The following is a 9,161-nucleotide window of genomic DNA, read 5'->3' as shown; positions in this document are numbered from 1 at the left end:
AGCGCCCCGCCGACCCACAGGAGCCCCGTCGTGGCACTCTCCGAACTCGCAGCGACCGTCAATGCCGAACTGCCACACAGGACTTGTCAGGTCTGCCATGCGCTCGCAGGCATCCCCACCGCCGAAGCCGCAGGGCTCCGGTCACTGCTCGCGAACCCTGGCCTCAAGTACACGGCCATCAGCGACATGGTCGCGGCCGACCCGGACACTCCACTCCTGCTCCACCCAGACGCGCTATCCCGTCACGCACGGGGCCGCTGTGGTGCGCGGGAGATGCTGCGGTGAGCATCGCCGACACTGCCCGCCGCGTCGGCACGATCGAACGCGAGCACCTGGCGAACAAGGGCCGCGTTGAGGTCACGCCCGAGGGTGGCGAGTTCACCGACGTGCAGTTGGACGCGCCGATCAAGTCCGGTGACTGGTCGCGCGTATTCCGCATCTTCCAGCTCGACGCCACTGAGTTCGAGGTTGTCGACGACACGGTCCGAATGACGACGTGGCAGCAGTCCAAGGCGCTCGAGGACGGCACCCGCGACATCGTCCAGCTCTACTCCTACGGCGCCCGCTTCAAGCGCAAGCCCAAGGCGCGGCTCTCCGATGATGAGATCACTGAGCGTCGCAAGGCCGTCGCGAAGTGGAAGATCCCGAAGCGGGAGCGCACGACCACCCGAAACGGTAGCGTCGCCGCGGTCATCAACCTCGCTGACATTCAGGGCGGCAAGTCCGAGGGTGGCGGCGTCGCAGCAACTCAGCAGCGGCTTCACGACGGCCTCGAGAACGTAGACCGCTGGCTTGATCGCATGGCCGGCGACTACAACGTCTCCGAGGTTGTGCTGGTCAACAATGGCGACCCGATGGAGAATTGCGCCGGCAACTACGCCGCCCAGTTGTTCACGGTTGAGCTAAACCACCGCGGCCAGATGAACTTCGTGCTCGACGTGTGGGAGCAGTACGCACGGCACCTGTTCCCGCGCTTCGACAAGGCCCGGTTCGTGTCGGTGCTGTGCAACCACGGCGAGTTCGGCCGCATGGGTGCGGCGAAGTCCCAGACCAGCGACAGCGACAACGCAGGCGGCTTCCTCGCTGAGACCCTGCGCAGGGTGCTCGATCGACCCGAGTTCGCCCACGTCGAATGGACAATCCCGCACGACGAGATGAACGTCTACGCCGACGTCGCAGGTGTCCCGATGGCGTTCAACCACGGCCACAAGATCCCCGGCAACGACGCGTCCGGCTTCGAGAAGTGGCTCAACGGCCAAGTCCGCGGCGACCACCAGGCGCACGCTGCACGCATCTGGCAGACCGCACACCGCCACCACTTCGCCGCCTGGGACATGGGCTCGTGCTCAGTCTTCCAAGCGCCCTCGCTCGACGGCGGCAGCAAGTGGCTGACCGACATGACGGGCCGCTACTCACGCTCCGGCATCCTCGCCTACCTCGTGGGTGAGCACGCGCCGCTCGGCTGGTCAGACATGGCGTTCCTGTGAGCACGCCGAAGCCTGACCCCGTTGAGCACCCGACGCACTACACAGGACACCCAAGTGGCATCGAGTGCATCCAGATCACCGAGCACATGGGCTTCAACCTCGGGAACGCCGTCAAGTACATCTGGCGCTGCGACCTCAAGCTCGACGCCATCGAGGATCTCCGCAAGGCCAAGTGGTACATCGAGCGGGAGATCGCCAAGCGCGAGACCCGTGCCAACTGAGGGCTGCCCCTTGTGTGGCGAGTGGTCCTGCGGCTGCTCGCTTTAGGCAGATCCCTAACACCCAACCCGGTGAAGGCTGTGACCTGATTGGACGACACCTACCGCTGCCCCTGGTGCGGTCACTGGTCAGTCGTCCCCAGCCTCAACACCCAACACGCCGCAACCTGTGCGGCCAACCCAGACCCGCTCAACCACGAGACCGGACACCAACAACCATGAGCCGCCAACACGGGGCAAGCACACCAACAATGGTCCGTCGTCCTAGTTGAGCGCACCTTGTAGCACTACCGAGGAGTAGGCGTGGCACTACGCGTCTGCCTCGACTGCCCCGAGCTCACCAACACGAGCCGATGCCCTGCCTGCGCTCGAGCCAAGGACAAGGCCCGAGGAACAAGGCAGCAACGTGGCTACGACGCCACACACGACCGCCTACGCGCCTCGTACCAGCAGCGCATGGACCAGGGCCACACGTACACCTGCTGGCGCTGCACGAAGCCGATCGACCCGAACGCCTGGCACCTCGGACACGACGACCACGACAGGTCGAGATACCGCGGGCCTGAGTGTCCCGCCTGCAACCTCGCAACCTCCGGCAGGTAAGGCAACCCTTCATATCACCTGGTGATATAGGGGTGGGGGGTGGGGCCGACGAGCCCTGATGTAAGGGACCGCGGGGGAGGGCTGGCAACGGCGCGGCGGGTTCATAGGGTCGCCTACATATCACCAGACGCATAGCGCGATGCTGTGCGGCACCCCGGCGCGGCGCGATGCCGTCGAGGAGGACAGATGACTCAGGTCACCGCATCCCTGCATGTCGACAGCGAGGTTGCTGCTCAGTTCCCGCAGCGCCCCGACTTCGTGAAGGAAGCGATGGACGCGGCCGAGGCTGCGATGAAGGAGTTGGCTGCCGAGCGCAACCGGCGCCTGTCGTCGCCGCCTCAGTTGACCGACACCCGCGATACGCGCCTGGGCTTCGTTGAGTTGACATTCACGGCCGACACGGAGTCTCAGTAATGCCTCGCGGTGGTGCGCGCTCACACTCTGGCCCTGCGCCGGACCCGAACTCTGCGCGCAGCGAGAAGCGCGATTGGACGAAGCTCCCCGCTGAGGGTCGTCAGAAGCCTGCCCCCGTGTGGCCTCTGGTTGAGCCGTCTGAGCGCGAGCTCGAGCTGTGGGAGTCGTGGTGGGCTGAGCCTGTCGCGCAGATCTGGGAGGACGCCCACACGCTGCATTACGTGGCGTTCACGGTCCGCATGTTCGCTGAGGCTGAGCAGCCGAAGGCGCGCACGGAGGACCGGAAGTCGTTGAATCAGATGATGGCGAACCTGTACCTGACGCCGGACTCGCAGTTGCGTGCGGGCATCAAGATCGTTTCGGCGCCGGACATCAAGGCTGTTCCCGAGGTTGTCGCCCAGGTGACGAACATCAAAGACCGGCTGAACCGTGGGAGCGCGTAGCTACTCGGTCGACTTCCCGACGCTTTGGGTTGTCCCGGCGTGGCATGAGCGTCACTGCATCATCCCCGACGGTTTCCGCAAGGGCACGGTGTGGCGGCATTACGACTGGCAGTTGTGGATCACGGTGAACCACTACCGGGTGAAGCCGGATGCGGTCGCGTTCGACGGCGAGGGATACCCGACTCGTTCGGCAGCGTTCCACAACCGTCGTAGCCAGTGTGTGGCGTGCCAGAAGGTCGGCAAGGGTCCATTCGGTGCCGTGATGACTTGCGGTGAGGCTGTCGGTCCGACGCTGTTCGCCGGCTGGGCTGAGGGTGGCGAGGTCTACCGCTGTGAGGACCACGGCTGTTCGTGTGGCTGGACCTACGTCTATGACGCGGGCGAGGCGATGGGGATGCCGTGGCCGACGCCGCTGATCCAGTTGCTCGCTACGTCTGAGGACCAGGTCGACAACGTCTATCGGCCGTTGCAGGCGATGGCGCGCGGCCCGTACCTGTCTGAGCAGATGCTTGTGCGTGAGGGATTCATTCGCTTGCCGAATGATGGCCGGATCGACGTGGTGACCTCGAGCGCGATGTCGCGCCTGGGTAACCCGATCACGTTCGCCTTGCAGGACGAGACGCAGCTCTACACGGCGTCTAACAAGCTCATCAAGGTCGCGGAGACGATGCGTCGCGGCCTCGCGGGCATGGGTGGCCGTTCGATGGAGACGACGAACTGTTGGGACCCGTCTGAGCAGTCGGTGGCGCAGCGGACGCATGAGTCCAAGGCCAAAGACATTTTCAAGTTCTACGAGGCCCCGCCCGCCGATCTGCGCTACTCGGTCAAGGCGGATCGGGCGAAGATTCACCGGTTCAACTACGAGGGATCCCCGCACGTCAACCTCGCCAGCATCGAAGCTGAGGCTGCGGAGTTGATGGAGAAGGACCCCGGCCAGGCTGAGAGGTTCTACGGCAACCGGATCGTTGCGGGCCTCGGCTCGTGGCTTCCGCGGGATGCCTGGGAGACGCGCAAGGCTGTCGTCGAGGTTCCCGTCGGCGCTCAGGTTGTGGCCGCGTTCGATGGCTCCGATGTGGACGACTGGTCGGGCTTCCGTTGTGAGACGCGCGATGGCTACCAGTTCACGCCGAAGTTCGCGGACGGTACGCCGATGGTCTGGAATCCCGCCGATCATGGCGGCCAGGTTCCTCGCCTCGAAGTTGCGGCTGCGCTCGACTACTTGATGGAGACCTACGCGGTTGCTCGGCTGTATGCCGACCCGCCGTACTGGGCCACGGAGATCGACTCGTGGGCTGAGAAGTACGGCGAGAAGGTCGTCATTCGCTGGCCGACGTTCCGCGACAAGCCGATGCACGCCGCCGCTGAGCGGCTGCTGACGGATGTGAACAAGAAGGATTCGACGTTCACGCATGACGGCTGCGAGGACACGGGGCAGCACATCGGGAACGCCCGCAAGGCGCCCCGCCTGAATGGCCGCTACGTGCTGTCCAAGCCTGGTGACGGTCGAAAGATCGACCTTGCCGTCGTCTCGATTCTCGCGCATGAGGCACATGGCGACATGACCGCGGCCGGCTGGCCGGAACTCGTGACCGGACCGACGTACTTCCGCCTACCCCGCTGACCTTTGAAGGAGGGCTCGTGGCACTCACCCCCTCCGAGGTGGCTCTGATTGAGGAGCTCAAGAACCGTCACGACGCGCGCTACTTCGAGGACGAGCGTTATTGGCGCTACCTGCACCTCAAGCAGCGTATCGAGCAGCTCGGCATGGCGCTTCCGCCCAACATGCGCCGGTTCCTCGTGGTCGCTAACTGGCCGCGCGTGGTCGTCCGAACGATCACGGGGCGCCAGAAGGTTCGGGCGCTGATCCTGCCGGGCGAGGAGACCGCGGACCCGATCCTGCGTGCGATCTGGGACGCCAACAACCTCACGGCGCACACGAAGATGTTCCGCCGCGACACCCTGACCTTTGGGCGCGGCTTCATGTCGGTCGGGACGAATGAGCGCAACCCCAACATGCCCCTGGTTCGCGTGGAATCGCCGCGCGAGATGGAGGCGCTGGTCGACAGCCGCCATGAGGAGATGTTCGCTGCGGCGCGGTTCTACGGCGTTGACAGTCTCGGCGCGGGGCCGACGAACGTCACGCTCTACACGCCCGACGGCACCGTTTGGGTCGCCAAGGGCAAGGATGGCCGCTGGTACGAGGTAGACCGCGACATGCACGGCCTCGGCGTCGTGCCGATCCTGATGCACCTCAATGAGCGCGAGTCGGGCGCCTTCGAGGGCGAGTCTGAACTGGTCGACATCATCGGGCTCACTGATTCCGTAGCCCGGTCGCTGACCAACCTACAGTTCGCCCAAGAGGCTCACGGCATCCCGCGCAAGTACATGACGGGTGTTGCTCAGGGTGACTTCGTTGGTGCTGACGGTAAGCCGATCCCGCAGTTTGAGGCGTACTTCGACGCGATCCACATGGTCACTGACCCACAGGGCAAGGTTGGGCAGTTGGCTGCCGCCGACCTCAAGAACTTCGAGACGTCCATGAACGTCTACGGTCGTCAGGCCGCAGTGTCCTACGGCTTCCCAGCACGCTACTTCGGCATCACAACTTCCAACCCTCCCGCCGAGGGCGCCATTCGGGCCGACGAGAACGACCTGGTCAACTATGTCGGCGACAAGAATGACGCCGAGGGCATGGTGCTCGGTTGGGCCGGTGCGCTCGCCTACCGCTTCGCTACGGGTCGCGAGATCGAGGGCAACCGCGTCCGCGTGGACTACTTCGACCCCGGCACTCCGACGTTCTCACAGCGTGCCGACGCGCTCACGAAGATGCGGTCGGTTGGCGGCATCTCCCGTGAGGGCATGTGGGACGAACTCGGCTGGTCCGAGGCCCGCAAGGCCAAGGAGCGGCAGTACCTCGAGGCTGAGGCGCTTGACCCGCTCATGCAGCAGATCTTGAAGGACGCTGCCGGTGGCAACGCCCAGCCTGTCGCAGGCGCGTAGCCACTACAACCGCCAGCGCCGCATCTCGGCGGCAGCCCTGGTGGCGGTTCGCCGCCTGTTCCAGCGGCGCGCGCCACTGCTTGAGATCGCGTCGACCGTTTCCGCGTACCAGTTGGCTTCCGCGAGCGCCTCCGCGCAGTCAGTGGCTGCGTTTGCGGGTGACATAGCGCCCCTGACGGCCCCTGCGGCGTTCGCCGGGGTGTCGTCAGCGGGATTCCCCATCACTGAGCCGATCATCGCCACAATCGACCGCTTCATTCCGGCGCCAGTGGAGCCGCTGCCCGATGCGTGGTGGGCCGATGCGGTCGAGTTCATGGGTGCCGTCGAGCAACTGATCGTCTCCGAGGTTCAGGACGCAGGCCGCGCGGCCTCCCAGGTGGAGATGACCGCTCGACCCGACTGGACGAACTACGTCCGGATGCTGAATCCGCCGTCATGTGCGCGCTGCGCGATCTTGGCGGGCCGCATCTACCGGGACCTTGACGCGTTCCAGCGGCACCCGCTGTGTGACTGCGTGATGGTGCCCGTCACGTCCTGGCAGGACGCCCACGACGAGGGCCTGATCGTCTCGCCCGCGACGCTGCTCGAGCGTGGGCAACTCCGCGGGCTGTCAAAGGCCGACGAGCGTGCGGTTCGCGACGGCGCTGACCTCGGCGAGGTTGTGAACGCGACAGGCGGCACTTCGGCCCCAGGTATCACCAAGGGCTACCGGACGGACCTGTTCGGGCACCGGGTGAAAGCAACGCACTACGGCACCACGAAGCGTTCCGCGTGGCGCAAGGCGAATCCGTCCCGACTGGTGCGACTCCGCCCCGAGACGATCTACGACATTGCCAGGGACCACTCGGACGCCATCCGCTTGCTGCGGCTCTACGGCTACCTCAAGTAGCCCCACATCTTCCCGACGACGCGAGGTCGTCGGGCAACTCCCCCGCGATGGAGGAAACCCGCATGTCCGAAACCACCACCGAGCCGACCGGCGAGCCGAACGCGGAGCAGACGCAGGGCGACCCTGCCGACAAGCCGCTGGGCGAGAACGGCGAGAAGGCACTCAAGGCAGAACGAGAGCGCGCCAAGGAGCTCGAGAAGCAGCTCAACGCTGCCGCGAGCAAGCTGGCCGAGATCGAGCGCGCCAACGAGACCGCCCTCGAGAAGGCGCAGCGCGAGGCGCAGGAAGCCACCGAGGCCGCCACCAAGGCGACCACCGAGGCCCTCCGCTTCCGCATCGCCGCCGAGACCGGGATCACCGACAACGTCGACCTGATCCTGACCGCGAGCGACGAAGAGACGATGCGCCGCCAGGCCGAGCTCTGGGGATCTCGGACGCAGCAGACAACCACCGCGGGACCGCGGCCTGATCTCACTCAGGGCGGTTCCGGGCAGCCTCACGCCCTCAACTCCGACGGGCTCGAGGAAGCACTCAGAACCAAGCTCGGCATCGCCTGATGCCCTGACCCGTCCTAGGAGGACGCAATGGCGATCACCGCCGCAACCAAGCTCTCCGACTTCTCTGGGTTCCTGAACCGCGAGCAGTCCGAGGCCATCTTCAACACGGCCTACCAGTCGTCTGTCGTGCAGCAGCTCACCCGCCGCGTGCCGCTCGGCATCTCCGGCAAGTCCATCCCCGTCGTCACCGGCAAGGTCACCGCCGGCTGGGTTGCGGAAGGCGCGCAGAAGCCCGCCTCGAGCGGCAGCATGGCCCTCAAGACGATGGACCCGAAGAAGCTCGCCGCGATCGCGGTGGTCTCCGCTGAGGTCGTGCGTGCCAACCCGGGTGGCTACATGGACGTCCTGCGTCCGCAGATCGCAGAGGCGTTCGCCCTCGCGTTCGACGCCGCGGCCCTGCACGGCACCTCGAGCCCGTTCTCGACCAACATCGACACGGGTTCCTCGTCGCAGGAGTTCACCGGCACGGCCCCCGCGTTCACCGCCGTCTACGACGACCTGAACGCCGGTCTCCGCACGCTGGTCAACGCCGGCAAGAAGCCCAACGGCTGGGCGTTCGACTCCCGCATGGAGCCGGAGTTCAACGCCGCGAAGGACTCGCAGGGTCGTCCGATCTTCCTCGACGCGACCTACACCGACGAGGCCGGCCTGATCCAGCGCGGCAAGCTGCTGGGCCGCAAGGCGTTCCTGGGTGACGGCGTCTACGCCGCCACGCCGAAGATCTACGGCTACCTCGGCGACTGGTCGCAGGCCGCCTGGGGCGCCGTGGGCGAGATCTCCTACAGCGTCTCCACCGAGGCCACCGTGACCATCAACGGCACGCTGACCTCCCTGTGGGAGAACAACCTCGTCGCCATCCTCGCGGAGGCCGAGTACGGCTGGCTCGTCAACGACGCTGCCAGCTTCGTGAAGTACACCAACGCCGCCTGATCGGAGGTCTGATATGCCCATCAAGAAGGCGACAACGACCGAAGACCTGACCGCCTCAGCCGAGGCGACCGACCCCACTCCCCAGGAGTTGGTCGATCGCGTCGAGGAGCACACCGCACCCGAGGTGGTCGCGAGAGTCGACGACGTCCAGTACGTCAAGGTCAAGAGCCCGACCGGCGACGTGACGACCGTGCCCGAGGGCATCCTCGACGCGCTGCTCGAGTCCGGCTACAGCAAGTCCAAGTGAGGAGGTGGGGCGGTCGTGGCTATCGCAACCTACGCTGACGTAGCGGTCGAGCTCGGCCGCCCCATCGCCGATCCCAACGAGCAGGCCCAGGTCACTTGGTGGCTGAATGGGGCCGAGCTCCAGATCAAGGCAAGGCTCGGGGATGTCACGCTCCTCGACCAGGAGATCCTCAAGTACGTCGAGGTCATGGCGGTCGCCGCCAAGGCGCTGAACCCGACCGGCGCCCAGTATGAGGCGATCGACGACTACCGCTACGGCCTTCCCGCAGAGTCGCGGCGCGTCACCATCCTCGACGAGTGGTGGTCGATGTTGGACCCGGATGTGGGGGCCGCCGTCTTCTCGGTGCGCGCTACCTTCACGCCAGACACTCCCG

At 65.8% G+C, this 9,161-nt stretch carries 12 protein-coding genes; all 12 read left to right on the top strand.

Annotated elements, in window-relative coordinates:
• On the top strand, nucleotides 1-285 hold a 285-nt coding region (locus FB382_RS21920; RefSeq protein ID WP_220481995.1), incomplete at its 5' end, for a hypothetical protein.
• Nucleotides 282-1,487 (top strand): hypothetical protein, encoded by a 1,206-nt coding sequence (locus FB382_RS21795; protein ID WP_182542033.1) that lies wholly within the window; start codon nucleotides 282-284, stop codon nucleotides 1,485-1,487. The genes FB382_RS21920 and FB382_RS21795, both read left to right, overlap by 4 nt.
• On the top strand, nucleotides 1,484-1,708 hold the full coding sequence (locus FB382_RS21790) for a DUF3310 domain-containing protein (RefSeq protein ID WP_182542034.1): 225 nt from the start codon (nucleotides 1,484-1,486) through the stop codon (nucleotides 1,706-1,708). Before FB382_RS21795 ends, FB382_RS21790 begins: the two co-directional genes overlap by 4 nt.
• Nucleotides 1,709-2,494: 786 nt before the next feature.
• A complete protein-coding gene (locus FB382_RS21785; protein ID WP_182542035.1) occupies nucleotides 2,495-2,722 on the top strand; it encodes a hypothetical protein in 228 nt (75 codons plus the stop codon).
• A complete protein-coding gene (locus FB382_RS21780) occupies nucleotides 2,722-3,165 on the top strand; it encodes a phage terminase small subunit (RefSeq protein WP_460717017.1) in 444 nt (147 codons plus the stop codon). Before FB382_RS21785 ends, FB382_RS21780 begins: the two co-directional genes overlap by 1 nt.
• Nucleotides 3,152-4,786 (top strand): hypothetical protein, encoded by a 1,635-nt coding sequence (locus FB382_RS21775; protein WP_182542051.1) that lies wholly within the window; start codon nucleotides 3,152-3,154, stop codon nucleotides 4,784-4,786. Before FB382_RS21780 ends, FB382_RS21775 begins: the two co-directional genes overlap by 14 nt.
• 17 nt (nucleotides 4,787-4,803) lie before the next feature.
• Nucleotides 4,804-6,165 (top strand): phage portal protein, encoded by a 1,362-nt coding sequence (locus FB382_RS21770; protein WP_182542050.1) that lies wholly within the window; start codon nucleotides 4,804-4,806, stop codon nucleotides 6,163-6,165.
• Nucleotides 6,134-7,054, top strand: coding sequence for a VG15 protein (locus FB382_RS21765; RefSeq protein WP_182542036.1), 921 nt, complete (start codon nucleotides 6,134-6,136; stop codon nucleotides 7,052-7,054). The genes FB382_RS21770 and FB382_RS21765 overlap by 32 nt, the downstream gene beginning before the upstream one ends.
• 62 nt (nucleotides 7,055-7,116) lie before the next feature.
• Nucleotides 7,117-7,611 carry a hypothetical protein gene (locus FB382_RS21760; RefSeq protein ID WP_182542037.1) on the top strand — a complete coding sequence of 165 codons (495 nt, stop codon included), beginning with the start codon at nucleotides 7,117-7,119 and terminating at the stop codon, nucleotides 7,609-7,611.
• A gap of 27 nt (nucleotides 7,612-7,638) precedes the next feature.
• Nucleotides 7,639-8,541 (top strand): phage major capsid protein, encoded by a 903-nt coding sequence (locus tag FB382_RS21755; protein WP_182542038.1) that lies wholly within the window; start codon nucleotides 7,639-7,641, stop codon nucleotides 8,539-8,541.
• Between the two features lie 13 nt (nucleotides 8,542-8,554).
• Entirely contained in the window at nucleotides 8,555-8,788 is a 234-nt protein-coding gene (locus FB382_RS21750; protein ID WP_182542039.1) for a hypothetical protein, read from the top strand.
• Between the two features lie 15 nt (nucleotides 8,789-8,803).
• On the top strand, nucleotides 8,804-9,161 hold a 358-nt coding region (locus FB382_RS21745), incomplete at its 3' end, for a hypothetical protein (RefSeq protein ID WP_182542049.1).

The organism is Nocardioides ginsengisegetis (assembly GCF_014138045.1).
Classification (GTDB): Bacteria; Actinomycetota; Actinomycetes; order Propionibacteriales; family Nocardioidaceae; genus Nocardioides; species Nocardioides ginsengisegetis.
Note: the sequence above shows the minus strand (reverse complement) of the source record. Positions and strands in the feature narration are given on the sequence as shown.

Coding starts and splice junctions, on each gene's coding strand:
- FB382_RS21785 (WP_182542035.1), top strand. CDS start 2,495: ATGACTCAGGTCACCGCATCCCTGCATGTCGACAGCGAGGTTGCTGCT.
- FB382_RS21780 (WP_460717017.1), top strand. CDS start 2,722: ATGCCTCGCGGTGGTGCGCGCTCACACTCTGGCCCTGCGCCGGACCCG.
- FB382_RS21760 (WP_182542037.1), top strand. CDS start 7,117: ATGTCCGAAACCACCACCGAGCCGACCGGCGAGCCGAACGCGGAGCAG.
- FB382_RS21755 (WP_182542038.1), top strand. CDS start 7,639: ATGGCGATCACCGCCGCAACCAAGCTCTCCGACTTCTCTGGGTTCCTG.
- FB382_RS21750 (WP_182542039.1), top strand. CDS start 8,555: ATGCCCATCAAGAAGGCGACAACGACCGAAGACCTGACCGCCTCAGCC.